The organism is Pseudomonas sp. Je.1.5.c (genome assembly GCF_051129895.1).
Classification (GTDB): Bacteria; Pseudomonadota; Gammaproteobacteria; order Pseudomonadales; family Pseudomonadaceae; genus Aquipseudomonas; species Aquipseudomonas urmiensis.
Map to the genome: position 1 here is coordinate 33,532 of NZ_JBCPSP010000017.1, position 26,006 is coordinate 59,537.

The window sequence follows — 26,006 nt, forward strand, 5'->3', positions numbered from 1 at the left end:
GGATTGGACTTATTGGTTTTTTCCCGACTTTACCAAGAAGCAATCGCACTGGAACAGGGCGAAATGTCGTTTTTATGAAATTATTTGGTGCGTTTTATATAAGTGTATACAAAACCACAGACACCATCGTGGGAGCGGGCTTGCCCCGCGATAGCAGCAGAACTAACGACCACGTAGTCCTTAAAGCGCAATCGCAGGCCAACCCCCGCTCCAACGCAGCGCTTGCAACAGGCACAAAAATGGGGCCCCGAAGGGCCCCATTGTTGTGCAACTAAAACCGGCTTACTGCGCCAGCTTCTTGTGCCGTACCCGATGCGGCTGGGCAGCAGCATCGCCCAGGCGCTTCTTGCGATCGGCTTCGTACTCGGTGTAGTTACCTTCGAAGAACACCACGTTCGAGTCGTCTTCGTATGCCAGGATGTGGGTAGCCACACGGTCCAGGAACCAGCGATCGTGAGAAATCACGATGGCGGCGCCCGGGAAGTCCAGCAGGGCTTCCTCCAGCGAACGCAGGGTTTCGACGTCGAGGTCGTTGGACGGTTCGTCGAGCAGCAGGACGTTACCGCCCTCCTTCAGGGTCAGGGCCAGGTGCAGACGGCCACGCTCACCACCGGAGAGGTCCTTGACGAACTTCTGCTGGTCGCCGCCCTTGAAGTTGAAGCGGCCAACGTAGGTGCGCGCCGGGATCTCGTAGTTGCCGATGCGGATCTGGTCGGAACCGTCGGAGATCTGCTGGAACACGGTCTTGTTGCCGTCAAGATCTTCGCGGCTCTGGTCGACACAGGCCAGCTGCACGGTTTCACCGATCTCGATGCTGCCCGAATCTGGCTGCTCCTTGCCCATCAGCATGCGGAACAGGGTCGATTTACCGGCACCGTTACCACCGATCACACCCACGATGGCGCCTTTAGGCATGGCGAACGAGAGGTTCTCGACCAGTACGCGATCGCCGTAGCCCTTGGTGACGTTCTTGAACTCGATGACCTTGTCGCCCAGGCGCGGACCGGCCGGGATGTAGATCTCGTTGGTCTCGCTGCGCTTCTGGAATTCCTGCGACTGCATTTCTTCGAAGCGAGCCAGACGGGCCTTGGATTTCGACTGACGAGCCTTGGCGCCTTTGCGCACCCACTCCAGCTCTTCCTTCATGGCCTTCTCGTGGGCGCTTTGCTGCTTGGATTCCTGCGCTAGACGATCCGACTTGGCTTCCAGCCAGCCCGAGTAGTTGCCTTCGTACGGGATACCCGCACCGCGGTCCAGTTCGAGGATCCAGCCGGCGACGTTGTCGAGGAAGTACCGGTCGTGGGTAATCGCCACCACGGTGCCCGGGAAGTCGTGCAGGAAGCGCTCCAGCCAGGCCACCGAATCGGCGTCCAGGTGGTTGGTTGGTTCATCGAGCAGGAGCATGTCAGGGGCCGACAGCAGCAGGCGGCACAGGGCCACACGGCGCTTTTCACCACCGGACAGATGCTCGACCTTGGCGTCCCAGGCCGGCAGGCGCAGGGCGTCGGCGGCGACTTCCAGCTGACGCTCCAGGTTATGGCCGTCGGCCGCCTGCAGGATCGCTTCGAGCTTGGCCTGTTCGGCGGCCAGCTTGTCGAAGTCGGCATCCGGGTCGGCGTAGGCGGCGTAGACCTCGTCCAGACGCGCTTGGGCGTCCTTGATCACGCTGACCGCTTCCTCGACCACTTCACGCACGGTCTTGGTAGGGTCCAGCTGCGGCTCCTGCGGCAGGTAGCCGACATTGAGCTCCGGCATCGGCCGGGCTTCGCCGTCGAACTCTTTGTCGACGCCGGCCATGATTTTCAGCAAGGTCGATTTACCCGAGCCGTTGAGGCCGAGCACGCCAATCTTGGCGCCAGGGAAGAACGACAGGGAAATGTTCTTCAGGATTTCCCGCTTCGGCGGCACGACCTTGCTCAGCCGATGCATGGTGTAGACGTATTGAGCCAAAACCAAGCCCTCTATCAGATAGGTAAAGACATCGACGTACGACCTGGCTGATGCCAGGGGGATGTGTTTACGGAGTGTCATTGAACAAAGTCGACCATTCTACGCCAAGTCGTGACGTTATACAGATGGCCGGATGGCGGACCGGAGCGAAGCCGGTCCGCGAGAAAATTGCGCGCCCTGCTCCCACGACAGCCAATGGCAGTTGCGTGGGAGCGGGCTTGCCCCGCGATCAGGGCGCAACAGGCTGCTAGCGGGCTTAAGCTTGACGCTGCTTCGCTTGCACGCCACGCGGCAGGCGGTTGCCGGCCTGCTCGGCCAGACGCGCAGCCCACGCAGCCTTGGCATTGTAGCCAGGCGTCGCCGCGGGTTTGCTGACAGGCTGAACCACAGGCTTGCTGACAGGCTTGGCGGCGGCCGGCTTGGCCACAGGTGCGCCAGCAGCGGCGCCAGCAACAGCGGCAGGCTCGGCAACCGCCTTCGCCGACTTGCGCAGTTCAGCCAACGACGGGCTCTTGCGCACAGTAGCGGCAGCGGCATCAGCTTTGCTCAGCGTGCGCTGGCAGGACTTGCAAGATACGTCATCGGCCACGACAGTGCTGACCAGGGTCTGACTGCTGCGCCCGCAGGCGGAATCGAGGCCATTGGTGGAATAGTGGGTAACCAAAACCGTACATCTCCAGAAGCGTTGACAATGAAGCGGCCGGCATTCTCGCACAGGTTGCAGGGACTTGCCGACCAGCCCCAGCCAAGCACGACCGTCGGCAACCCGACTGCACACTGGCACTTTGCCATATTTGCAGGCATGCTAGCCGGCTCCATGTCTGCAGATTTATAGTGCGCGCCGTGCTCAGGCGCAGGCACGGCCCATGCATGTTCCGTCCCTGCCATCGCCAGCCCAATCGCAGGACCACCGCTTGACCAATCTCAACCAACCGTCAATCTTGCGCCCTGCCCCCACTGCCGGGGCCCCCTCCCTACGTGGCTCACTCAAGGGCACCTTGGCCTTGCTGGCGCTGGTTTTACTGGGCCTGCTGCTGTGGCAGCTGTTCGCCCAGTTCCGCCATACCCAGGCCGATCTGCGCCAACACAGCCTGATAGCGAGCGCTGAACTGGCCGATCACCTGAACCTGAACATGGCACTCAAAGCGCAGCAGGCGGTGAATCTGGTGCAGCCCTATGTCAAACCGCCGACGCCCGAAGCGCTGCCATCGCTGCGCGCAACCTTGCAAGGGCGCCTGCCTGGCCTGCGCCATCTGGCCTGGTTGGACAGCAGCGGACGGGTTCTGAGCGACAGCTTCGAGGGCAGTCCCGACCGCCAGATGATTGACGAGCTACTCCAGCTCAATCAAGGACGCAGCTACTTCTTCACCAATTCGCCCGACAACAGCTTGATCTATCTGCTGTTGCGCCAACCTGCCGAACAGGGCCGCGGCTACTGGCTACTGCGCCTGTCGGCAGACTACTACCTGCAACTGACGGCGCACCTGGACGGTCCCGATCACCCACTCTGGTTGCTGGAAAACAGCCGCAGTGGCGAAGTGCTCGAACGCCATGGGCCGACCCCGGTCAGTGACCAGCCGCTACAAAGTGTGATGCTGGCATTCATCGATAACAGCACCTGGCAACTGCGCGGTCTGTATGACGTCGGCCAGGCGCAGCAGAAACTACTGCCCGCACTGATCGGCAAATGCCTGCTGGTGCTGATCTGCGCGCTGCTTCCGTTGCTCGCGCTGATCAACATGCGCCGTCGTCAGCGCGCCTTGCAGGAAGACCGGCGACGCTATCAAGAAATCTTCGAGGGCACGGGCGTGGCCTTGTGCGTGCTGGACTTGTCCAGCCTGCCCGGACAACTCGACCGCTATCACCTGCGCAATCATGCCGCCCTCAAGCAGAGCCTGGCGCTCGACCCTGGCTTGCGCCGCTCGCTGCTGCAAGAACTGAAGATCACCGAGATCAATGAAGTCGCCCGCCAGTTGCTCAATGTCCAATGCAACGAGGGCGCCTGGCAGCGGCTGATCGAAGGCACCGGCGATGGCCGCGACAGCGTTGGCATGCAACTGATCGATGCGTTGATCGAGCAGCGCATGCTGCTCGAACTGGAAGTACGCCTACCCGCACCCCTGGGCGGCGAGCTGCACCTGTGGCTGATGTCGCGCCTGCCGCTGCAACGCCGCGACTACCAGGCGGTGATCCTCAGTATCAGCGACATCACCAGCCGCAAACAGGTCGAGCTGTCGTTGCTCGAGCGCGAGAGTTTCTGGTCGGACGTAGTGCGCACCGTGCCCGACCAGCTCTATGTGCAGGACGTAGCCAGCCAGCGGATGATCTTCAGCAACCGCCACCTGGGCCAGACCCTGGGCTACGACCGCGCCGAACTGGCGCAGATGGGCGACCGCTTCTGGGAGCTGCTGCTACACCCCGAAGACGCCGCGCATTATCGCGATCTGCGCCAGCTACAACGCGATAGCGGGCATAGCCAATCGCTGCACTGCCAGCTGCGCTTCCGCCACCGGGATGGCAACTGGCGCTGCTACGACATCCGCGAGCAGGTGCTGACCCGCGACAGCGATGACCAGGTCACCCGCATCATCGGCGTAGGCAAGGACGTCACGGTGCAGATCGAGGCCAGCGAATCGTTGCGTGACAGCGAGCAGCGCTACCGCATGCTCGCCGAAAGCATCAGCGACGTGATCTTCTCTACCGACAGCAAACTGCAGCTCAACTACGTCAGCCCCTCGGTGCTGGCGGTACTGGGTTATCAAGCCGACTGGATCTTCGATAACGGCTGGCAATCGATCGTCGCCAATCCAGCTCAACTGACGGGCATCTATAGCCTGATGGAGCGGGTCAGCAAGGTCCTTGATGACCCTGAGCAACTGGCCAAACTGCGCCGCGAACTGCCCACCCAGCTGTTTGTATTCGACTGCTTGCGCGCCGATGGCCGCAAGATCCCCATCGAACTGCGCCTGGTGCTGGTGTGGGATGAGCACGAGCGCTTCGAAGGCGTTCTCGGCGTGGGCCGCGACATCAGCCAGCAGCGCAGAGCCGAAAAAGACCTGCGCATGGCCGCCACGGTATTCGAGCACTCGACCTCGGCCATCCTCATTACCGACCCGGCCGGCTATATCGTCCAGGCCAACGAAGCGTTCAGCCGGGTCAGTGGCTATGCGGTCGATGAGGTGCTCGACCAACTGCCGGGCATGCTCACCGTCGAAGAGCAACAGGATGCGCACCTGGGCTATATCCTTAAGCAACTGCACCTGCGTGGCAGCTGGGAGGGCGAGGTGTGGCTCAAGCGCCGCGATGGCGAACACTATCCGGCCTGGGTCGGGATTACCGCAGTGCTCGACGACGAGGGCGACCTGGCCAGCTACGTGTGCTTCTTCACCGACATCAGTGAACGCAAGGCCAGCGAACAACGCATCCACCGCCTGGCGTACTACGACGCCCTGACCCACTTGCCCAATCGCACGCTGTTCCAGGACCGGCTGTATACCGCCCTGCAGCAAGCCGAACGGCAAAAATCCTGGGTGGTGCTGATGTTCCTCGACCTTGACCGGTTCAAGCCGATCAACGACTCGCTCGGCCATGCCGCAGGCGATCGCATGCTCAAGGACATGGCCCAGCGTCTGCTTGAATGCGTCGATAACGACGACACCGTGGCGCGCATGGGCGGCGACGAATTCACCCTGCTGCTGCAACCCAAGGCTTCGCGCGAGCAGGCTTTGAACCGCGCCATTCATGTGGCCGAGAATATCCTCGGCAGCCTGGTGCGGCCGTTCGTCCTGGAGAATCGCGAGTTCTTCGTCACTGCCAGCATCGGCATCGCCCTGAGCCCGCAGGATGGCAGCGAACTCAGCCAGCTGATGAAGAACGCCGACACCGCCATGTACCACGCCAAGGAGCGCGGCAAGAACAACTTCCAGTTCTACCAGACCGAGATGAACGCCAGCGCCCTGGAGCGCCTGGAGCTGGAGAGCGACCTGCGTCACGCCCTGGAGCAGAACGAGTTCATCCTTTATTACCAGCCGCAGTTCAGCGGTGATGGCAAACGCCTGACCGGCGCCGAGGCGCTGCTGCGCTGGCGGCATCCGCGGCGTGGCCTGGTGCCGCCGGGGGATTTCATCCCGGTGATCGAAGAGCTCGGCCTGGTGGTCGACGTTGGCGATTGGGTATTGCGCGAGGCCAGCCGCCAGCTCAAGGCCTGGCACCTGGCAAAGGTTAGGGTACCCAAGGTCTCGGTGAACATCTCGGCGCGGCAGTTCTCCGATGGTCAGCTCGGCACGCGGATCGCCACCATCCTTGAAGAAACCGGCCTGCCGCCGGCGTGCCTGGAGCTTGAACTGACCGAAAGTATCCTGATGCGCGAAGTGCATGAGGCGATGCAGATCCTCGACAGCCTGAAAAAGCTGGGGCTGAGCATCGCGGTCGATGACTTCGGCACCGGCTACTCGTCGCTCAACTACCTCAAGCAGTTTCCCATCGATGTGCTGAAGATCGACCGCACCTTCGTCGATGGGTTGCCTGAAGGCGAACAGGACGCGCAGATCGCCCGCGCCATCATCGCCATGGCTCACAGTCTCAACCTGGCGGTGATCGCCGAAGGCGTGGAGACCCATGAGCAGTTGGAGTTCCTCCGCGAGCATGGCTGCGACGAAGTGCAGGGCTACCTGTTCGGCCGGCCGATGCCGGCCAATCAGTTCGAGGCGCAGTTCAGTAACGAGACGCTGTTCATGTTCCAGTGATCCCACGTCAACTGGCGCGATCCCTGTAGGAGCGGGTTTACCCGCGAACACCGGCGAAGCCGGTGCCATCCACCGCGTTGCCTGCTTCGCGGGTAAACCCGCTCCCACAGGTACGGTGTTGTGGCTGAAATCTGCGCCGAAAAAGCGGACCTAAAAGTCAACTCCAGCCCCCAGCCAACCCAGGCGGGGCGCGGTGTGCCACATGAACTCCATTGGTCCGCGACATGACGCCACTTCATATGCCAGGGGCGAATCAATCGGTTAGAATGCACACCCAATTCTGCCCCGATCCTTGAGGACCGCCATGTTCAGCCGTGATTTGACCATTGCCAAGTACGACGCCGATCTGTTTGCCGCCATGGAGCAAGAAGCTCAGCGTCAGGAAGAGCATATCGAGCTGATCGCTTCGGAAAACTACACAAGCCCAGCTGTCATGGAAGCCCAGGGTTCGGTACTGACCAACAAGTACGCCGAAGGCTACCCAGGCAAGCGCTACTACGGTGGTTGCGAGTACGTCGACGTAGTTGAGCAACTGGCCATCGACCGCGCCAAAGAGCTGTTCGGCGCCGACTACGCCAACGTCCAGCCACACGCCGGTTCCCAGGCCAACGCCGCAGTCTACCTGGCCCTGCTGTCGGCGGGTGACACCATCCTGGGCATGAGCCTGGCCCACGGCGGTCACCTGACCCACGGCGCCAGCGTTTCGTCCTCCGGCAAGCTGTACAACGCCATCCAGTACGGCATCGACGGCAACGGCCTGATCGACTACGACGAAGTCGAGCGTCTGGCTGTCGAGCACAAGCCGAAGATGATCGTTGCTGGCTTCTCTGCCTACTCGCAGGTGCTGGACTTCCCACGCTTCCGCGCAATCGCCGACAAGGTCGGTGCCTACCTGTTCGTCGACATGGCTCACGTCGCCGGTCTGGTCGCCGCTGGCGTCTACCCGAACCCAGTGCCATTCGCCGACGTGGTCACCACCACCACCCACAAGACCCTGCGCGGTCCACGTGGCGGCCTGATCCTGGCCCGTGCCAACGCCGACATCGAGAAGAAGCTCAACTCGGCAGTATTCCCAGGCGCCCAAGGTGGCCCGCTGGAGCACGTCATCGCAGCCAAGGCGATCTGCTTCAAGGAAGCCCTGCAGCCTGAGTTCAAGGCTTACCAGCAGCAAGTGGTGAAGAACGCCCAGGCCATGGCCAGCGTGTTCATCGAGCGCGGTTTCGACGTGGTTTCCGGTGGTACTGAAAACCACCTGTTCCTGCTGTCGCTGATCAAGCAGGAAATCTCGGGTAAGGACGCTGATGCCGCACTGGGCAAAGCCTTCATCACCGTCAACAAGAACTCGGTGCCGAACGACCCACGTTCGCCATTCGTCACCTCGGGCCTGCGTTTCGGCACCCCAGCCGTCACCACCCGTGGCTTCAAGGAAACCGAGTGCCGCGAGCTGGCCGGCTGGATCTGCGACATCCTCGCCGACCTGAACAACGAAGCGGTGATCGACGCCGTGCGTGAGAAGGTCAAGGCTATCTGCAAGAAGCTGCCGGTTTACGGCAACTAAGAGCGCCTAGCCGACGGCCTGATCGTCGGGTATGAAAAAACCGCTGCCAGGTAACTGGTAGCGGTTTTTTGTTGAGCTTGCGCCAAGTGCAGAACCTGAAGTGCGTTACAAAACTTACCGGCATGCGCCAGGCAGCCTTGATGCGATCTGCATCTTCAGTCCGCGCTCAATGCGTCGAAGCCTGTACGAATCTTCTCCTCTGGCAACTCATCACCAATAAACACCATCACGCTCTCCCGCGCTTCCCCTTGCTTCCACTCAGCATCCCAGTCAAAGCCATACAGCTTCAGCACGCCCTGGAACACCAGCCGGCGCTGTTCTCCGGCGATGTTCAACACGCCTTTATAACGCAGCAGTTGCTTGCCATGGGTTTCCAGCAGCTCGTTCATGAAGTCGCTGAGGAGGTCGATATCCAGCGCGGTTTCGGTGCGCAGGACCAAGGTCGAAATGCGGTCCGGGGTGGCCGGTTTGAGCACCGGGCGCAAGCTTGGCTTGAGGCTCACACCCAAATCGGTATTGAGGTTGAAACCACGCACATCGAGCAGTTCGGCCAGATCGATGCGGCCATGCTCAACCACGCGGATGCCCGCTCGACCGTTGATCCGCGCCAGCCGTTCGCGCAGTGCTTGCACCGCCTGCGGCTCGACCAGATCGGTCTTGCTCAGCAGTAGACGATCGGCAAAACCCACCTGCGCCTGGGCGATGGCCTGGGTCAGGTGCAGCTCGGCATGCGCGGCATCGACCAAGGTGATGATGCCGTCGAGGATGTAGCGCTCGCGCAGTTCCTCGTCGATGAAGAAGGTCTGCGCCACCGGCGCAGGATCGGCTAGGCCGGTGCATTCGATCACCAGCCGGTCAAAGGCGATTTCACCAGCGTCCAGACGCTCGAGCAGCAGGTACAAGGCCTTGGTCAGGTCGGTGTGGATGGTGCAGCACACGCAGCCGTTGGCCAGGGTCATGACCTGTACTGGCTCATCGCCCAGCAACTGGCTGTCGATGCCGGCTTCGCTGAACTCGTTTTCGATCACCGCCAGCTTCAGGCCATGCTCGGCCTTGAGCATGTGCTTGAGCAGGGTGGTCTTGCCGGCACCGAGAAAGCCGGTCAGGACAGTTACGGGAATGGGCGCTTGCACGCAGAAATCTCCTCAAGCCGAAAATGAAAGTGGGAGCCGGTTACCCAGGCTCCCACAGGTTCACGCTTGCCGCTGGTTCAACAGCACTTAGGCCCCGACTTGCCACCGTAACGGGCTTCTTGGCGCTCTCGGAAGAACTCCTCGTAGCTCATCACCGGCTTGTCCGGATGCTTGCCCTGCATGTGCTCGACATAGTTGTCGTAGTCGGGCATGCCGACCATCAGGCGGGCAGCCTGCCCCAGGTACTTACCCAGTCGACCCAGGTCGTTGAACATAGCTGCAATCCTCTCGTTTACGCGTCAGGCAAGGCCTGGAATGGGGTTTCTTTATCGCTGCGCTCCTTGTGACCCAAGGCGCGGTAGCCAACCTTGAGGGCGAAGAACAGGATGCTGAAGACCACCAGCAGGAACAGGATCGTCAGGCCAGCGTTGGTGTAGGCGTTGAAGATCACGTGCTGCATCTGGCCGATGTCCTTGGCCGGCGCCAGCACCTGACCGGCATCCAGCGCTACGCTGTACTTGTTGGCCAGGGCCAGGAAGCCGACTGCCGGGTTCGGATCGAACAGCTTGATCAAGCCAGCAGTGGTGGTGCAGATCAGCAGCCATACCGCAGGCAGCAGGGTGACCCACATGTAGCGCTGACGCTTCATCTTGATTAGCACCACGGTGCCGAGCATCAGGGCGATACCCGCCAGCATCTGGTTGGAGATACCAAACAGCGGCCACAAGGTGTTGATACCGCCCAGCGGATCGATCACGCCCTGGTACAGCAGGTAGCCCCATAGCGCTACACAGCCCGCAGTAGCGATCAGGTTGGCCGCCCACGACTCGGTACGTTTGAGCGCCGGCACGAAGCTGCCCAGCAGGTCTTGCAGCATGAAGCGCCCGGCACGGGTACCGGCGTCCACTGCGGTGAGGATGAACAGCGCCTCGAACAGGATCGCGAAGTGGTACCAGAAGGCCATGGTGTTCTCACCCGGCAACACCTGGTGGAGGATCTGCGCGATACCTACGGCCAAGGTTGGCGCACCGCCGGCCCGGGCCAGGATGGTGTGCTCGCCGATGTCGCGGGCGACCGCCTCGAGTTGCTCAGGGGTGATCAAGAAGCCCCAGCTGCTGACAGTCTGCGCCACCGATACGACGTCGGCGCCGACCACTGCGGCCGGGCTGTTCATGGCGAAGTACACGCCTGGCTCGATCACCGAAGCGGCAACCATGGCCATGATGGCGACGAACGACTCCATCAGCATGCCGCCGTAGCCGATGTAACGGGCGTTGGTTTCGTTGTCGAGCAACTTGGGCGTGGTCCCCGAAGAGATCAGCGCATGGAAGCCAGACACCGCACCGCAAGCGATGGTGATGAACAGGAACGGGAACAGCGTGCCCTTCCACACCGGGCCGGTGCCGTCGGTGAACTGGGTCAGGGCCGGCATCTTCAGTTCCGGCGCAATGATCAGGATACCGATGGCCAGGCCAACGATGGTGCCGATCTTGAGGAAGGTCGACAGGTAGTCACGCGGCGCCAGCACCAGCCAGACCGGCAGCACCGCCGCGACGAAGCCGTAGCCGACCAGCATCCAGGTGATCTGCACGCCAGTGAAGGTGAAGGCCGGGCCCCAAACCGGATCTGCGGCAATCAGGCCCCCCAGCCAGATCGACAGCAGCAGCAAGACCACACCGATGAGCGAAATCTCACCGATACGACCCGGGCGGATGTAGCGCATATAAATGCCCATGAACATCGCGATCGGGATGGTCGCCATAACCGTGAACATGCCCCATGGGCTCTCGGCCAGGGCCTTGACCACGATCAGCGCCAGCACCGCGAGGATGATGATCATGATCAGGAAGCAGCCGAACAAGGCGATGGTGCCAGGGATCCTGCCCATCTCCTCGCGCACCATGTCGCCCAGCGAGCGGCCGTTGCGGCGGGTGGACATGAACAGGACCATGAAGTCCTGTACGGCACCGGCCAGCACCACGCCCGCGATCAGCCACAGCGTACCGGGCAAATAGCCCATCTGCGCCGCGAGCACCGGACCGACCAGCGGCCCTGCACCGGCGATCGCCGCGAAGTGGTGACCGAAGAGGATGTGCTTGTTGGTCGGGACATAGTCCAGACCGTCGTTATTGAGTACCGCGGGCGTAGCCCGACGGGGGTCCAGTTGCATCACCTTGGTGGCGATGAACAGGCTGTAGTAGCGATAGGCGACCAAGTAGATGGCCACTGCCGCGACCACGATCCACAAGGCATTGATCGCCTCGCCGCGACGCAGGGCAACCACACCCAGCGCACAGGCTCCCAGGACTGCCAGCGCCAGCCACGGAAGGTGGCGTAGCAGGCTATTATTGTTGTTCATGGTTTACTTCCAGCTGGTGGATTGGAAAGACCGCCCATCGAGTCTAGGGCGTGTCATCGCGCATTGCCACACTTGCTTTGGTCTAGAGCCTTTGCTGCCCGTTTGCTTTACCTGATGCAGGTACGAAATTAACTATAGTCAGGATGTACTCCGGAGGGCTTTCCCATGAGCAACCACGATGAACGCCGGCGCTTTCAGCGCATTGCCTTCGATGCGCCCACTGAATTGCGCCAGGGCAACCGACGCTGGCCGGTAAAATTGCTCGATTTATCGCTCAAAGGACTGTTGATCCAACGACCTGAACCGTGGGACGCCGATGCCACGCAGGACTTCGATGCAGTCATCCATCTTAGTGACCAACAGACCCAGCTGCGCATGCAGGTCGAACTGCGTCACGAAGAACCCGACCGGCTCGGATTCGTCTGCCTGCACATCGACCTCGACTCGATGAGCCATTTGCACCGTCTTGTGGAATTGAACCTGGCTGACAGCACCGAAATGATGCGTGAACTGCGCGAACTCATCGAAGATTGATATCTCTTAGCTAGCTAACGTACTTCCCACCTACTGTTTCCTGTCTACCCAGACAGCTTCTTGCGGGGCGTCTGGGCGCTTGTACACATCCATCCTGCACCGCCTCTGACCAGTTGGAACGCATTCTGCATTCAGTAAACGCGCTGTTTGCGGCCACCCTTGTGCGCGCTCCAATCAAAATATTGTATACAATTTTTGTGGCCATCTAATGTAGGAAGTGTCTACAGTAGCGGCACAACAATAAACAGAGAGCCTGCTCCATGACTACGTCCCCTAGCACGTCTCCCGCCCAACGCCCCGAGGACGAAAACCTCGGTTTGGGTGCCAACCTGGCTTATGGTCTGCAACATGTGCTGACCATGTATGGAGGGATCGTTGCAGTACCCCTGATCCTGGGGCAGGCTGCAGGTTTGAACCCTGCGGAAATCGGCCTGCTGATCGCCGCCTCGCTGTTTGCCGGTGGCCTGGCGACGCTGTTGCAGACCTTGGGCCTGCCGTTCTTCGGCTGTCAGTTGCCGCTGGTACAGGGTGTGTCGTTCGCCGGTGTGGCGACCATGGGCGCGATCCTCAGTAGCGAGGGTGGCGGTGGCCTGCAGGGTGTACTGGGTGCGGTCATGGCGGCTTCGCTGATCGGCTTTCTGATTACCCCGGTGTTCTCGCGCATTACCAAATTCTTCCCGCCGCTGGTGACCGGTATCGTCATTACCACCATCGGCCTGACCCTGATGCCAGTCGCTGCACGCTGGGTGATGGGCGGCAACAGCGCCTCGCCGGAGTTCGGCAGCATGGCCAACATCGGCCTGGCGGCGGCGACCTTCGCCATCGTCCTGCTACTGAGCAAGCTGGGCAGCGCGGCTATCTCGCGGTTGTCGATCTTGCTGGCAATGGTCGCCGGAACCCTGATCGCCTGGTCGCTGGGCATGGCTGACTTCAGCAAGGTCACCGAAGGCCCGATGTTCGCCTTCCCAACCCCCTTCCACTTCGGCATGCCGACCTTCCACATCGCTGCGATCCTGTCGATGTGCATCGTGATCATGGTGACCCTGGTGGAAACCTCGGCGGACATCCTCGCCGTCGGTGACATCATCGACACCAAGGTCGATTCCAAGCGCCTGGGTGATGGCCTGCGCGCCGACATGGCCTCGAGCATCCTCGCGCCGATCTTCGGCTCCTTCACCCAGAGCGCCTTTGCCCAGAACGTCGGCCTGGTGGCCGTGACTGGGGTCAAGAGCCGCTACGTGGTCGCTACCGGTGGTGTGATCCTGGTCGTGCTGGGCCTGCTGCCGATCATGGGCCGGGTGATTGCCGCAGTGCCGACGCCAGTGCTGGGCGGCGCAGGGATCGTGCTGTTCGGCACCGTTGCCGCCAGCGGCATCCGCACCCTGTCCAAGGTCAGCTACAAGAACAACGTCAACCTGATCATCGTCGCCGCCTCGCTGGGCTTTGGCATGATCCCGATCGCCGCACCGAACTTCTACCACCACTTCCCGAACTGGTTCGAGACCATCTTCCACTCCGGCATCAGCTCGGCGGCGATCATGGCGATTCTGCTCAACCTGATCTTCAACCACTTCACCACGGGCAACTCGGACCAACAGTCGGTATTTGCCGCTGCCTACGAGCGCACCATCCAGTACTCGGACATCTCGGCATTGCGCGATGGCGACTACTTCAAGGATGGCAAGCTGTTCGATGCCGAAGGTAATGAAGTGCCGCTGCTCGAAGCCGATGAGCATGGCGACGAGGCGCCACGGCGCAAGGCCATTGCCGAGCATTGATCGCTGATCGAAGCGGTCAGGGGGGAGCCGATGCGCATCGTCGGCTCCCCTTTTTTGTGGGTGTTGATGACGCTATCGCTGGCCAAGTCCACGCCCGCGAGGTCCTTGCTACGCGGGCCCGGCGAAATAGCGATTCAACGCACTCAAGTCTCCGGCATCCAGCACGCCTGCCAAATAGCGCAACTGCACCCACGCCCTTAGATAGTCATGCCGCGCCTGCGCCAGGTCGCGCCGGGCGCCATACAGCTGCTGCTCGGCATCCAGCACATCGAGGTTGACCCGCTCACCGCCCTGCACGCTCTTGCGCGTGGCCTCAACCAACGCCGCAGCGGCATTCACCGCCAGGCCATAGGCACGAATCTTCGCCGTGCTACTGGCGCACAGGTTGAATTGCTTGCGCAGCTGGTTAACCGTATCGCGCAACTGCGCATCGAGCTCATAGCCAAGCGCAGCGCGCTGAGCCTTGGCCTGACGCACCGACGCCGACACCCCGCCGCCAGCAAACAGCGGCACACTCAACTGCAAGCCAATACTGTCGGTGTCATAGCGCTGGTTGTAGGTGCTCTCGGAGCTGGAGCTGGAAATCCCCTTGCTGGCATAGGCGCTCAAACTCGGCAGATGCCCCGCCCGCTGTTGCTCGACCGTCTGATCGGCCGCATCCAGCGCATGACGCTGACTGGCAAGCTCGGCATTGTGCGCCACGGCCAGATCGCGCCACTGTTCAAAACGCGTCGGCAGCAGTGGCTGCACACGGAAATCACCCAGCATGGGCGCCAGGTCTTCGACCAGTACCGCCTCGCCGATGATCGCCTCCAGTGCCCGCAGGGCCGCATCGAGGTTATCCCCCGCCTCGATCTCCTGGGCCTGGGCCAGCTCCAGCCGGGCACGGGTCTCGAGCAGATCGGTACGGGTGCCTTCACCGCCCTTGAGCAGGCGCTGGTTGAGGGTCAGCTGTTCGGCATAGGTGCGCCGTTGGGCCTGGGCCAGGGCGATCTGCTCGTTGGCGAACAATGCCTCGCTGTAGGCGCCGAACAGGCGCACCACAAGCTCCTGGCTACGGCCACGAAAACGCTCGTCGGCCAGCGCCGCCTGGGCCACACCACGACGGTACTCACTCCAGGCGGCGTAGTCGAACAGCGGCTGTTGCAGGGTCAGGGTCGAGCTGTAGCTGCGATAGTCCCGTTGCACGGTGCTGTCGCCCAGCGGGCTGTACTGGGTGACTTCGGAGTCATTGCGCGCGCGATTGTAGCGGTACGACAAGTTCGGCAGCAGCCGGGCGCGGCCGATGGTCAGGTTCTCCACGCCGGCATCGCGCTCGGCGATGGCCGCGTGCAGCGTGGGGTCGTTACGCAGCGCCAAGGCGTAGGCATCGCCCAGGTCCAAGGCGTGCGCGGAATAGCTCAGGCCCATCAGCAACGGCCCGAAGATCAACAACGAACGCATCGGGTCATTCCTCCGCCAGGGCGATATGCACCCGGTCGGCCAGCGGCTTGAACAGGTAGTTGAGCATCGAGCGCTCACCGGTACGCACGAACGCTTCCACCGGCATGCCGGGGCGAATGTCCAGGCCGGACAGCTGCTGCAAGGCGTGTTCAGTGACCTTGATGCGCACCTGGTAATACGGCTGCTGGGTCTTTTCATCGAGCAAGCGGTCGGCCGATACCAGCGCCACCTCGCCATCCACCCGAGGCGTGCTGCTCTGGTTGAAAGCGGCGAACATCAGCTCGACCGGCAAACCCGGTTGCAGCTTGTCGACCATCTCCACCGGCGCCCGCGCATCCACCAACAACGGCGCATCGCCGGGGACGATCTCCATCAACTGCTGGCCGCGGGCAATCACCCCGCCATTGGTGAAGACGCTAAGCCCCACAACCGTACCTGCAACCGGCGCGCGCACCAGGCTGTGGGCCAATTCGAATTCGGCGCTGCGCAGGCGATTGCCAAGGTCTTCGGCACTGGCCTGCATCTCGCTCAACTGCTGACGAACGTCGTTCTGGTTTTCCTGGCGGCGTTGGCCAATGCGTAACTTCAACTCTTGCACCTGGCGGCGGGTGCGGCCGATGTTGCCCAGATCCTCGGCGATCGAGCCGTTGACCTGGGCCAGCAAGCGTTCGCTGTCGAGCAGGCGATTGCGCGGGATGTAGCCATCTTGGGCCAGCTCACGCAGCCCGCGCAGTTGCTCATCGAGCGCATCACGCTGCGCCTGCTTGCTGGCCAGCGAGCCTTGCAAGCCTTGCAGCGAGGCCTCGGCGCCGGCGATCCCCTCGCCCATGCCGGCCAATTCCATCTGCAGTGCCTGGGCGCGACTGGCGCGCAATTGGCGCTGCGCCTCCAGTACGCTAGCCACCCACGGCGTAGCAGCCTGGGCGCGCAGTGATTCAGGAAAATCAACGCTGGAGCGGCCGTCACGCTCAGCCATCAGCCGCGCCTCAGTGGCCCGCGCGTTGACGTATTGCACCTGCAGCGAGCCCTTCTGCGCCTCAGCCTGGGTCGCGTCCATGCGCAGCAGCACCTGGCCGGCGCCGACCCGGTCGCCATCGCGCACCAGCAGTTGCTCGATCACCCCGCCCGCGACGTGCTGCACCGCCTGGCGACTGCCGGCGACCATCACCGTGCCACTTAGCGGCACGCCCTTGTCCAGCGGCGCCAGCGCGGCCCACAGGATAAAACCACCAAAACCGCCCAAGACCAGCCAACGGCCAAGCCTGGCCGGACGACGCTCGTCGAGGCGCAAAACAGTAGCGGACTCGCCAGGTGTCTCGGCTTTGCGGATGAATGCAGCGTGTACCGTCATGGTCTTCAAGATCTCGGCAGGCCGTAGCTCATGCTCAGGCCAACAGGTGGGCGCGGCGCCGGGCTCGATACCCCAGCGGCGGTTGGGCGTGAACGCTGGGCATCCTGGAGCACCCGCGCCGTCGGCCCGTAGGCCTGAAGCTGGCCGCTGTTGAGCATCAGCAGGTTATCGAGCCCGGCCAGCAGTGCGGATTTATGGGTGATCAGGATCAGCGTGCGGCGCTGTGCGCGGACTTTGCCGATGGCCTCGAGCAAGGCCCGCTCGCCAGCCTCGTCGAGGTTGGCGTTAGGCTCGTCGAGCACGATCAACGCCGGCAGCCCATACAAGGCCCGGGCAAGGCCGATGCGCTGGCGCTGGCCGCCGGACAGGCCACTGCCGCCCTCGCCCAACTGGGTGTCGTAACCGGCCGGCAGTTTCAGGATCATCTCGTGCACCCCGGCCAGTTGCGCGGCAGCGACCACCTGCTGGGCATCCACCGCGCCCAGCCGGGCGATGTTCTCGGCGATGCTGGCGGCGAACAGTTGCACGTCCTGCGGCAAGTAGCCGATATGCATGCCCAGCGCGTGCTTGTCCCACAGACGCAGATCGGCGCCATCCAGGCGCACCTTGCCCGCAGCCGGCGCCTGGGCACCGATCAACAGGCGGGCCAAGGTCGACTTGCCCGAACCGGATGGGCCGATGATGCCCAGCGACTCTCCGGCCGGCAGCTCGAAGCCAAGGTTGCTCAGGCAGGGCTTGTTGCTGCCGGGTTGCAGTGCGTCGAGCGCCTCGACGGTGAGTTTGCCGCTCGGCGCCGGCAGGGGCATGCCTGCCGGGCGCGGCGGCTGCGCCTGCATCATTCCACTCAGGCGCTGATAGGCCAGCCGCGCCGCGCCCCACTGGCGCCAAGCGCCGATCAACTGATCGATCGGTGCCAGCACCCGCGCCATCAGAATGGAACCGGCGATCATCATGCCTGGGGTGATCAGCTGTTCGATCGCCAGCCACGCTCCCAAGCCTAGTACCAAGGATTGCAGGGCCAGCCGCACGCTTTTGGACATGGCGGTGATCGCTGCGGTGCGCTCACTGCCCAGGTTCTGCCGGGCAAGAAAACCATGATGCAGTTGCGCCCAACGCTCGCGTACCGCACCGAGCATGCCCATGGCCTCGATGACCTCGGCATTGTGCAGGTTGGCGCTGGCCTGTTGGCTGGCTTGCTGGGACAGCTGCCCGGCTTCGGCGAACGGCGCCTGGGTCAGCCGCTCATTGACCCAAGCCAACACCATCAGCACAACCGCGCCGACCACGGCCATCAGGCCAAGCCAGGGGCTGAACAGGAACATCACCAGCAGGTACACCAGGAACCACGGCGCATCGAACAAGGCGAACAGCGCCTGCCCGGTGGCGAACTGGCGCAGATGGGTGAGGTCGGCGAGCATCTGCCCGGCCACCCCGCGCTGGCCGGCAAGGCTCGCCTCATAAGCAGCCTCGAACACCCTGGGGTTCAGGCGCAGGTCCATCTGCGTGCCGAGGCGGATCACCACCTGGCTGCGCACCCACTCCAACAGGCCCATGAACGCGAACAGCCCAAGCACCATCAAGCTGAGCATCAACAGGGTCATTTCGTTGCGCGAGGACAACACGCGGTCATACACCTGCAGCATGTACAGCGCTGGCGCCAACATCAGCAGGTTGATCACCGCAGTGAACAGGGCGACGTTGGCCGAGCCGGCGCGACAGGCCTTGAGCGCCTGCAGCACTTGATTGGCTGCGGCGGGAGCGGTTCGCATTTGATGGAAACCTCATGGCAAGCGTCGATCGGCGATTGCTTTCGCCTGGTCGGCGCCACAGAATTCGCACCACCGCAACCTGGGCCCGGCAAAGACACGGGTTGCGGGGTAACTGCAACAGATCAGCGAATGGCAGGGTCACCCTCCATTCGCTTTTTCATGCCTGGGATCAGGCCGCCAGCGCCAGATCTTCTGGCAGCGCCTGGACCCCCACAGCTTCGGCGGCAAGCGCGCTGGACGGGCCAGCAGCCAGGGCCGAGCTGATCGCCGCGAAGGTGCTGTCGGTGGATACGCCGTAGTCGGCCAGCAGGTTGTCGAGCACCGACTCCAGGGCGTCGGTATTGCCTTGCATCAGGCTGTAGATGACGTTGTGCACGTCGTTACCGACACGACCGGCACCTTGCGCGGCGCTCAGGTCCAGGCCTTCGAAGCTGACGGCAAAGGTCGACAGGCTGTAATCGCTGCCACCACCACCTTGCAGGCCATTACCCAGTTGAACGCTATCCAACTCGCCCCACAGGTAGTGGTTGAGGTTGTTGCTGGCGGGCAGTGCCGGGTTGAACACGTAGTGCAGGCCATTGGCGGTTTCGCTTTCGGCAATCACCGCATAGTTCGATCCATTGGTCCCGCGGATCGCGTACTGGTCACCGTCGAACGAGCCGTTGTTGAAGCCACCGGTGTTGCTGGCGTTGTGATCGGCAGTCTTGAAGCCGGTCGACCACAGCGTGAAGTACTGATCGACAGTGATGTTGGCGAAGCTGGCGGAATAAGTAACGGAAACGCTCATTTCGATTCCTCATTGCATTGCAGTTGAAAGCGAAGGCTCTTGCCAAGCCCTCGTGTTGCCCTTCATTGGGCGAACCTGATGGATCAGAAGTGGTACTCGAGCATGCCGGTCAAGGTCCGACCGCGTGCCAGCGATAAGTTGTTGGAGTCGCCCATGGCGACGAAGTAGGCCTGGTCGGTGAGGTTTTCCATCGACAGGGCAATGTTCAGCTGTGGGGTCGCCCAATAGCTGGCGTAGAGATCCCAGACCTTGTATTGCGGCCACAGGGCTTGGTCGAGTTGGCTATAGCCATGAGTTTCGAGATTGGCGCCATTGCCTTTGCTGTAGCGCAGTCGAGCCCCGACATCGAGGGTATTGTCGAAAAAGCGCAGCCCGGCGGTGAGCGAGCCACGGTCAGCCGGCATGTAGCTGGCGTTGCCCATGATGTCGCCACAGCGCGTCTGGGCATCCAGGTCGGCATCCGCCACCGCGTCGTAGACCGGCATGGGCACTGGGATCGTCATGCCGCCACCAATGGGCAGCTCGACGATTTCGGTACCGCTGATGTTCTTCTTCTGCGCGCCACCGAGGTAGAGCTGTTTTGAACAGAAGTCGTTGCTGCCAATCATGTGGGTGTAGCTGAGCCGGGTGTAGAAGCGCCCGGTATCGTAGTCCAGGGAGTACTCAAGCCCTCGAAAGCGCGTGTCTTGCAAATTGTTCTGGTAGGCGCTGCGCCCCATCGACACCCCGGTCGCGCCGTCGGTGCCTGGCAAATCGACGTTGGTATCGAGGAAGGAAAAGTTATCGATCCGCGTGTCGAAATAAGCGATCTTGGCGGCGAAGCGGTCACCGCTGCGAAACAGTGATTCCTTGAAGATATTCATGCCCACCTCCCAGTTGTGCGAGGTCTCCGGCTTGAGAAACGGGTTGGGATAAACCAGCTCGTTACCACCGCCGTGCGGCTTGCCGCTCATGAACGCTTCAGTCACCGAAGGCGGGCGCCAGCCTCGACCCCAGCGGGTGTACAGCTGCAACCAGTCCAGGCCCGGCTTGACGCCAATGCCGAAGGTTGGCGAAAAACGCCCCTGCTCTTGGTCGACGTCATACAGCAGCTCGGTGCGCTGCTTGAGCAGATCGACCTGGGTGATGCCGGTGGGGTACATGTAGGTGGTCAAGCCCGTCTTGCCGGTCAGGCGGTAGCGGTCATAGCGCAAACCGGCATCCAGGGTCAGCCAATCGTCATGCTCGTAGGTCAGGTCAGCGAACAGGCTGGCCATGATCCGCTTGCCTTCAGGATTGGCCCCGCCAGCAAAGGGATTGCTGCTGTTACTGCGTGCCGGAACCATCTCGCTGCTTGGCTTGAAGGTGTCCTGGAACATCTCGGTGCCATAGTTGACGCTGAGGCTATCGCGCTGCCCCAGGTAGAAGCGCGAGGTGTTTTCCAGCTGCAGCCCCCAGGTGTCGGTCTGGAAACGATCGGTGTAGGGCGCATAGTAGTTGCCACTGCCAATGCTGGCGGTGCTGCCGGCGTTCCAACGGTCTTGGCGGGTGGTGACGTAATACAGCTTGGCCTTGAGATCGATCAGATCGTTGTCTGGCGAATAGCTGTAGTCGAACGCGACGTTCTTGGCAGTGATGTCATTGCTGGCCGAACGGCGGTAATACCAGGAGTTGCTGTCCGCGCTTTGCCAGGTCCAGGCATCCTTGCTGTCGGTATCGGTTTGCAGGTAACTGAGCTGGACGCGTTGATCCAGCGGCAAATTCAGGCCCAGCTTGATCATCTGCGAACGCGTGACGCTGCTCATGTCACCGACTTCGGAGTCGATCCAGTCCTGCCAGGCTTGAGGAAATTGATCTTTCAGGCGGATCTGGGTCCCAAGATTGTCGGTATCGTTGCTGCCGGCGCGGTAGTCTCCGAAATGGCGCTCGCTGACGCCGAGCAAGACGTCACCGACCTCGTTGCCGAAGGCAAACACCGCACTGCCATTGAAGTAGGTGCCATTGCCCAGTTCACCGATGCCGTGGCCGGCGCGAATGCGCCCGCCATATTCTTTGTCCGGGCCAAGATACTCGCTGGCCTGCACGGTATTGAAACTGGCGATACCACCGAGCACCCCGGCACCGCCCATGCCCGATTGGCTGCCTTTGTCGATCTGCACGCTGCTGATGAACTCAGGGTCGATGAACATCACGCCATTGCGCTGCTGGTGGCCGTTGACGTTGAAGTTCTGGCGCATGCCATCGATGTTCATGTTGACCCGGCCGTAGTCCTGCACACCCCGGATGTTCACCGACAGGCCTGGATCGCGTTGATCGACCGCGGTGTAGACCCCGGCCGTTTCTTCGAGCATGTCCGCGGCATGCCGTGGCGGGCGCTTGTCGATCTGCTCGCGGGTAATCACGCTGGTCGAACGTGGCGTCAGGTAGACCCAATCGCCTTCGCGGTTCGAGTTGACATGGGTAGCGCCCAGTTCCATCACCTCGCCGTTGTCCTCGACCCGCTCAAGGCCAACCTGGCCGGCGGCGCTGAAGCGGTAGCGTACCGGCGCACCGCGCAGCAATTGGCGCAGACCGTCCTCGGCGCTGTAGCCACCGCGCAGCCCCTCACTGCGCAAGCCAGCCAACTTACGACTGTCGAAGAACACCTGCACTCCAGACTGCTCGGCATAGGCCAGCACAGCGCTGTCCAATGACTGGGCCGGGATGGCGAATTGAATCAGTTGGCGGCTGGCCGCGCCGCTGTCGCTGGCCGCCTGTGCCAGGCCGATCCCCATCGGCAGGGCACAAGCGCCAAAGACCAAGCTGCTGGCCAAGGCGAGGCGACCGAGGGGTCGCTGAGGGTGTGGTCGTGGCGTGCTCACTGTTGTCGCTCGTCTGTTGTTGGCTGTTTTCTAGTAATGAAAATCAATCTCAACAATCAGACGTGCGGCGTAGGAAAACTCAGTAACGGAAAATCAAAATAATTTCTGTCAGGCGCAATTTCAGTAGATCAGCGTCAGCCCCGCCACCTCCAAACGCTTGGCCTTGAGCTCATCGCTGAGCACGCTCGCCGCAGCGTCGAGGTTGTCCAGGCGGAACACCCCGCTCACCTCACGCCGGGCCAACTCGGCATCGGTGACGACCAAGCGGCCACTGCGATAGTGGTTGAGCCGCTCGACCACTTCGCTCAACGGCTGACGCTCGAACACCAGCACGCCACGCTGCCAGTCGGTCGCCCGATGCAGATCGCGCTGCGGCCAAGGCCGAACGCCCTGGGCCTGGTCGTAACGCAGGCTCGCGCCCTCCTCCAGCCGCTGGCTGGCCTGGCCATGGGCGGGCTGCGTTTGCAGGTCAACCGCCACGCTGTGCTCGAGCATGCCAACCCAGCCCCCGGCGCCCGCCTCACCGATCACGAAGCGGGTGCCCAGGGCGCGCGTCGTGGCGCCGGCGTATTCGACGACAAATGGCCGCGGCTCGGTTGCGCTGACAGGCGCCGCGGTAAAAACCGCCTCACCGGCCAACAGCCGAATGCGCCGCTCTTGATCGTTGAATGCGATCTGCACGGCGCTGCGGCTGTCCAGCTCGATCAGGCTGCCATCTGCCAGCGTGACGCGCCGCACTTCACCTGTGGCAGTGGCATAGTCAGCGCGCCAATCGAGCAGCCAGTCAGGCCCCTGATTGACCGTGAACACCGCTAGAAACAGCACCGCCGCACTGGCGACTGCCGCGCGCAAACGCGGGCGCCTGGCGCGCGCAGGCCGGGCGCGCGCTGCAGGCGTCGACGCACGTCGCGCCGCAGCAGGCGCCGCCACGCTCGTCAACTGGCCAAGATCAGCCCAGGTCGCCTGGGCAAACGCATAGGCCTGGGCATGCCGCGCATCGCTGGCGCACCACTGCTCAAGTGCCTGTTGCTGGTCCGTGGTCAACGGCCCGGCACTTTGCAGCACCACCCACTCGGCGGCCTGCTCGCGGATGGCTTGCTCTGGCAAGTTCTGGCTGCTCACACGGTTCTCTCGCGATCTGGTTATGTCTTGGCTGACGTCTGAGGGGGCGTTTGTCAGTAAACCGTTGGTCATTCCGCTTCCTGCAAGCACTGCATCACATAGGCCAGGGCCTTGGCCAGATGCTTCTGCACGGAGCTATCGGAAATTTCCAGGTGCCGTGCGACCTCGGCGTGCGTCATGCCTTCCAGGCGGTTCAAGCGAAACACCTGCTGAGTGCGTTCGGGCAGCTCAGCCAGGATCGCCTGCAAACGCTGCAGATGCTGCGCACGCTCGGCCTGTTCGTCGAGGCCGGGGCGTTCCTCGACGATGCCTTCGAGTGCCTCATGCGGGACCAGATCAGTCTTGCGCCGTTGCTGCTGACGCACATGGTCGACCATCAGGTTATGCGCAGTCCGGTACAGGTAGGCCGAAGCGTTGTCGATCTGCTCGAGGCGTTGCTGCTCGGCCAAGCGCAGGAAGCTCTCCTGGACCAGGTCAGCGGCCAACTGCGGATCGCGCACCTTGCGCGAGAGCAGACCCTGCAGGGTTTTCGCATGCTTGAGGAACAGGCGTTTTAAATCGGACTGCGCCACACATACTCCAGAGGCTGGTCGCAAGGTGGCGGTATGCTACTGGCAATTGAGAATCAGTTGCAAGAAGACCGATTACTCGAACAGGGCGTCCAAAGCCTGTTCCAGACGCGTCACGGCAATCACCTGCAAGCCCGCCGGCGACTCCTTGGGCGCATTGCCCTTGGGCACGATGGCGCGTTTGAAGCCGTGCTTGGCGGCCTCTTTGAGGCGTTCCTGGCCACTGGGCACGGGGCGCACCTCACCCGATAGGCCAATCTCGCCGAACACCAGCAGACCGTGGGCCAACGGCCGGTTGCGCAGGCTGGACATGACGGCCGCCAGCAGCGCCAGGTCCGAAGCGGTTTCCAATACCTTCACCCCACCGACCACGTTGAGGAACACGTCCTGGTCATGGGTAGGAATGCCGCCATGGCGATGCAGAACCGCCAGCAACATGGCCAGGCGGTTCTGGTCCAGGCCCAAGGTGACTCGTCGTGGGTTGGCCAGGTGGCTGTCGTCGACCAGCGCCTGCACCTCGACCAACATCGGCCGGGTGCCTTCCCAGGTGGCCATCACCACGCTGCCTGGCACCTCTTCCTGGGTACGGTTGAGGAAGATCGCCGAAGGGTTGGAAACCTCCTTCAGGCCACGATCGGTCATGCCGAACACGCCCAGTTCATTGACCGCGCCAAAGCGGTTCTTCACCGCGCGCAGCAGACGCAGGCGGCCGTCCGACTCGCCCTCGAAATACAGAACGGTATCGACCATGTGCTCCAGCACCCGCGGGCCGGCTAGCGAGCCTTCCTTGGTGACGTGGCCGACCAGGAAAATCGCCGTGCCGCTCTGCTTGGCATAGCGCACCAACAGCGCCGTGCTCTCGCGCACTTGCGCCACCCCGCCAGGCGCCGATTGCAGCTGCTCGGTGAAGATGGTCTGGATCGAGTCGATGACCATCACCCGCGGTTTTTCCACGCGCGCCGTGGCGATGATGGTTTCGATGCAGGTTTCGGTCATGACCTTGAGCTGATCCTGCGGCAACCCCAGGCGCCGTGAGCGCATCGCCACCTGCTGCTGGGATTCCTCGCCCGTCACGTATAGCGCCGGCATGCCGGTGGCGATGTTGCACAGGGTCTGCAACAGGATGGTCGACTTGCCGATACCCGGGTCACCCCCAATCAACACCACCGAGCCGTCGACCAGGCCACCACCGAGCACTCGGTCGAGCTCGGTGCTGCTGGTGGTGAAGCGCGGGATTTCTTCAACGCTGACCTCGGCCAGGGTCTTGATCTGCGCCTGCTGCCCAGTCCAGCCGGCGCGCCCGCTTGGCGCTGCCGCGCCGCCGCTCTCGATCATGGTTTCGGTCAGGGTGTTCCAGGCGCCGCACTCACCGCACTGGCCGGCCCATTTGGGAAAGGTCGCGCCGCACTCGGTGCAGCCATACAAGCGCTTGGCTTTGGCCATGGGGGCAGTCTCCTGGGAAAAAACCGCCATGATAGCCGAGCTGGACGTGTCTCGAACGCCGCGGGGTGCGACAAAACTATTCGATCTAACCGCAGTCTCTAGCTGCAAGCATCACGCATGAAGCGTTTAAGTGGCTTACACTGCGTTTACTTATCCATTTGTTACAAGGAACACAACCATGGGCATGATCAGTGAATTCAAGGCGTTTGCGGTCAAGGGCAATGTCGTCGACATGGCCGTCGGTATCATCATCGGCGCAGCGTTCGGCAAGATCGTTTCGTCGTTCGTCGGTGACGTGGTGATGCCACCGCTGGGCCTGCTGATCGGCGGCGTGGACTTCAGTGACCTGGCAATCACCCTCAAGGCGGCCGAAGGCGATGTTCCGGCAGTGATGCTGGCCTACGGCAAGTTCATCCAGACCGTAATCGACTTCCTCATCGTCGCCTTCGCCATCTTCATGGGGGTCAAGGTGATCAACCGCCTCAAGCGCGAAGAGGCCGTGGCGCCGAGCGTACCGCCAGCGCCTACCCCGCAGGAAACCCTGCTGACTGAGATTCGCGACCTGCTCAAGACGCAGAATCAGAATCGTCTGCCCTGAACGCAGCTACGAGCCGAAACGAAACAC

The 26,006-nt window shown here is 62.3% G+C and carries 17 protein-coding genes and 1 pseudogene; 5 read left to right on the top strand and 13 right to left on the bottom strand.

All coding sequences use genetic code 11. The features are described 5' to 3' along the window. Positions 1-282: 282 nt before the first annotated feature. Positions 283-1,950, bottom strand: coding sequence for an energy-dependent translational throttle protein EttA (gene ettA / locus AAZU54_RS14375; RefSeq protein WP_186554239.1), 1,668 nt, complete (start codon positions 1,948-1,950; stop codon positions 283-285). A gap of 256 nt (positions 1,951-2,206) precedes the next feature. Further along, positions 2,207-2,614: a hypothetical protein gene (locus tag AAZU54_RS14380; protein ID WP_312151429.1), complete on the bottom strand. Its 408-nt coding sequence runs from the start codon at positions 2,612-2,614 to the stop codon at positions 2,207-2,209. Positions 2,615-3,710: 1,096 nt separating this feature from the next. Here AAZU54_RS14380 and AAZU54_RS14385 point away from each other — a divergent pair. Next, positions 3,711-6,695, top strand: a pseudogene (locus AAZU54_RS14385) (sensor domain-containing protein); the annotation flags it as partial. Between the two features lie 304 nt (positions 6,696-6,999). Further along, a complete protein-coding gene (glyA, locus tag AAZU54_RS14390) occupies positions 7,000-8,253 on the top strand; it encodes a serine hydroxymethyltransferase (protein ID WP_186554242.1) in 1,254 nt (417 codons plus the stop codon). 155 nt (positions 8,254-8,408) lie between these two features. Here the strand turns inward: glyA and yjiA are convergent, their stop codons facing one another. The 3 genes from yjiA to AAZU54_RS14405 all read right to left on the bottom strand — a co-directional run bounded on the left by yjiA (position 8,409) and on the right by AAZU54_RS14405 (position 11,745). Continuing rightward, complete coding sequence (gene yjiA / locus AAZU54_RS14395) at positions 8,409-9,386, bottom strand: GTPase (RefSeq protein WP_405130018.1); 978 nt, start codon at positions 9,384-9,386, stop codon at positions 8,409-8,411. A 77-nt stretch (positions 9,387-9,463) separates the two neighbouring features. Then, positions 9,464-9,661: a YbdD/YjiX family protein gene (locus AAZU54_RS14400; RefSeq protein ID WP_119145888.1), complete on the bottom strand. Its 198-nt coding sequence runs from the start codon at positions 9,659-9,661 to the stop codon at positions 9,464-9,466. A 17-nt stretch (positions 9,662-9,678) separates the two neighbouring features. Further along, the gene (locus AAZU54_RS14405; protein ID WP_434727295.1) at positions 9,679-11,745 is read right to left on the bottom strand and encodes a carbon starvation CstA family protein; all 2,067 of its coding nucleotides are present in this window, start codon (positions 11,743-11,745) and stop codon (positions 9,679-9,681) included. 165 nt (positions 11,746-11,910) lie between these two features. Here AAZU54_RS14405 and AAZU54_RS14410 point away from each other — a divergent pair, with 165 nt between their 5' ends. Both AAZU54_RS14410 and AAZU54_RS14415 read left to right on the top strand, forming a co-directional pair. Next, the gene (locus AAZU54_RS14410; RefSeq protein WP_186554245.1) at positions 11,911-12,279 is read left to right on the top strand and encodes a PilZ domain-containing protein; all 369 of its coding nucleotides are present in this window, start codon (positions 11,911-11,913) and stop codon (positions 12,277-12,279) included. Between the two features lie 260 nt (positions 12,280-12,539). Continuing rightward, positions 12,540-14,057 (top strand): nucleobase:cation symporter-2 family protein, encoded by a 1,518-nt coding sequence (locus AAZU54_RS14415; protein ID WP_186554246.1) that lies wholly within the window; start codon positions 12,540-12,542, stop codon positions 14,055-14,057. 108 nt (positions 14,058-14,165) lie between these two features. On the opposite strand, the gene AAZU54_RS14420 is transcribed toward AAZU54_RS14415, so the two are convergent. From AAZU54_RS14420 to radA, 8 genes are all read right to left on the bottom strand, one after another. Then, positions 14,166-15,500 carry a TolC family outer membrane protein gene (locus AAZU54_RS14420; protein ID WP_405130019.1) on the bottom strand — a complete coding sequence of 445 codons (1,335 nt, stop codon included), beginning with the start codon at positions 15,498-15,500 and terminating at the stop codon, positions 14,166-14,168. 4 nt (positions 15,501-15,504) lie between these two features. Further along, positions 15,505-16,851: an HlyD family type I secretion periplasmic adaptor subunit gene (locus AAZU54_RS14425; protein WP_186554248.1), complete on the bottom strand. Its 1,347-nt coding sequence runs from the start codon at positions 16,849-16,851 to the stop codon at positions 15,505-15,507. A gap of 5 nt (positions 16,852-16,856) precedes the next feature. Beyond that, entirely contained in the window at positions 16,857-18,620 is a 1,764-nt protein-coding gene (locus tag AAZU54_RS14430) for a type I secretion system permease/ATPase (protein ID WP_434727296.1), read from the bottom strand. Between the two features lie 169 nt (positions 18,621-18,789). Next, positions 18,790-19,407 (bottom strand): heme acquisition protein HasA, encoded by a 618-nt coding sequence (locus tag AAZU54_RS14435; protein ID WP_186554250.1) that lies wholly within the window; start codon positions 19,405-19,407, stop codon positions 18,790-18,792. A gap of 83 nt (positions 19,408-19,490) precedes the next feature. Further along, positions 19,491-22,160 carry a TonB-dependent hemoglobin/transferrin/lactoferrin family receptor gene (locus AAZU54_RS14440; protein WP_434727308.1) on the bottom strand — a complete coding sequence of 890 codons (2,670 nt, stop codon included), beginning with the start codon at positions 22,158-22,160 and terminating at the stop codon, positions 19,491-19,493. Between the two features lie 207 nt (positions 22,161-22,367). Continuing rightward, positions 22,368-23,369, bottom strand: coding sequence for a FecR family protein (locus tag AAZU54_RS14445; RefSeq protein ID WP_434727297.1), 1,002 nt, complete (start codon positions 23,367-23,369; stop codon positions 22,368-22,370). 68 nt (positions 23,370-23,437) lie between these two features. After that, positions 23,438-23,941 (bottom strand): RNA polymerase sigma factor, encoded by a 504-nt coding sequence (locus tag AAZU54_RS14450; protein ID WP_186554253.1) that lies wholly within the window; start codon positions 23,939-23,941, stop codon positions 23,438-23,440. A 72-nt stretch (positions 23,942-24,013) separates the two neighbouring features. After that, on the bottom strand, positions 24,014-25,381 hold the full coding sequence (gene radA, locus AAZU54_RS14455; RefSeq protein WP_186554254.1) for a DNA repair protein RadA: 1,368 nt from the start codon (positions 25,379-25,381) through the stop codon (positions 24,014-24,016). Positions 25,382-25,559: 178 nt separating this feature from the next. Between radA and mscL the strand changes: the two genes are divergently transcribed. After that, complete coding sequence (gene mscL, locus AAZU54_RS14460; RefSeq protein WP_186554255.1) at positions 25,560-25,979, top strand: large-conductance mechanosensitive channel protein MscL; 420 nt, start codon at positions 25,560-25,562, stop codon at positions 25,977-25,979. Positions 25,980-26,006: the final 27 nt, after the last annotated feature.